Below are 1,881 nucleotides of genomic sequence, written 5' to 3' on the forward strand. Positions count from 1 at the left end.
TAACCCAATCAATTAACCTTCCGGCACCGGGCAGGCGTCACACCGTATACTTCCTCTTGCGAGTTTGCACAGTGCTGTGTTTTTGATAAACAGTTGCAGCCACCTGGTATCTGCGACTCCCGTCAGCTTAGAGAGCAAGTCTCATCACCAACAGGAGCGTACCTTCTCCCGAAGTTACGGTACCATTTTGCCTAGTTCCTTCAGCCGAGTTCTCTCAAGCGCCTTGGTATTCTCTACCCGACCACCTGTGTCGGTTTGGGGTACGATTCCCACTAACCTGAAGCTTAGAAGATTTTCCTGGAAGCATGGCATCAACTACTTCAGTCCCTTAGGACCTCGTCATCAGCTCTCAGTGTGTACATTAAAGTACGTGTCCCCGGATTTGCCTAAGAACACCACCTACCACCTTAAACGCGGACTACCAACGCCGCGCTAGCCTAGCCTTCTCCGTCTCTCCATCGCAGTTAGCGGAAGTACAGAAATATTAATCTGTTTCCCATCGATTACGCCTTTCGGCCTCACCTTAGGGGTCGACTCACCCTGCCCCGATTAACGTTGGACAGGAACCCTTGGTCTTTCGGCGAGGGGGTTTTTCACCCCCTTTATCGTTACTCATGTCAGCATTCGCACTTCTGATACCTCCAGCGTGGGTTACCCCTTCACCTTCAACGGCTTACAGAACGCTCCTCTACCGCGCAACCCTTATGGGCTGCACCCGTAGCTTCGGTGGTATGTTTAGCCCCGTTACATCTTCCGCGCAGGCCGACTCGACTAGTGAGCTATTACGCTTTCTTTAAATGATGGCTGCTTCTAAGCCAACATCCTAGCTGTCTAAGCCTTCCCACATCGTTTCCCACTTAACATACACTTTGGGACCTTAGCTGACGGTCTGGGTTGTTTCCCTTTTGACGACGGACGTTAGCACCCGCCGTCTGTCTCCCGAGTAGTACTCATTGGTATTCGGAGTTTGCAAAGGGTTGGTAAGTCGGGATGACCCCCTAGCCTTAACAGTGCTCTACCCCCAATGGTATTCGCTCGAGGCGCTACCTAAATAGCTTTCGAGGAGAACCAGATATCTCCCGGTTTGATTGGCCTTTCACCCCCAGCCACAAGTCATCCGCTAATTTTTCAACATTAGTCGGTTCGGTCCTCCAGTTGATGTTACTCAACCTTCAACCTGCCCATGGCTAGATCACCGGGTTTCGGGTCTACACCTTGCAACTAAACGCGCAGTTAACACTCGGTTTCCCTACGGCTCCGCTATTCGCTTAACCTCGCTACAAAATGTAAGTCGCTGACCCATTATACAAAAGGTACGCAGTCACGGTCTCAAGAACCGCTCCCACTGCTTGTACGTATACGGTTTCAGGTTCTATTTCACTCCCCTCACAGGGGTTCTTTTCGCCTTTCCCTCACGGTACTGGTTCACTATCGGTCAGTCAGGAGTATTTAGCCTTGGAGGATGGTCCCCCCATATTCAAACAGGATGTCACGTGTCCCGCCTTACTCGTTTTCATCTACGGTTAGTTTTCGTGTACGGGGCTATCACCCTGTGCCGCTGCGCTTTCCAACGCATTCCACTAACACCCCATAGACTTAAGGGCTAATCCCCGTTCGCTCGCCGCTACTAGGGGAATCTCGGTTGATTTCTTTTCCTAAGGGTACTTAGATGTTTCAGTTCCCCTCGTTCGCCTCATGTAGCTATGTATTCACCACATGATGACCGCTTATGCGGCCGGGTTCCCCCATTCGGACATCGTTAGCTCAAATGCTTGTTACTAGCTCGCCAACGCTTTTCGCAAGTTACTACGTCCTTCATCGCCTCTGACTGCCAAGGCATCCACCGTATACGCTTAGTCGCTTAACCATACAACCCAAATG

1 rRNA gene is annotated in these 1,881 nt (G+C 51.0%); it reads right to left on the reverse strand.

Annotated features, from left to right (window positions below):
• Positions 1-1,867 (reverse strand): 23S ribosomal RNA (locus L2744_RS21320); the annotation flags it as partial.
• Between the last annotated feature and the right edge of the window lie 14 nt (positions 1,868-1,881).

Source organism: Shewanella profunda (assembly GCF_023283765.1).
Taxonomy (GTDB): Bacteria; Pseudomonadota; Gammaproteobacteria; order Enterobacterales; family Shewanellaceae; genus Shewanella; species Shewanella profunda.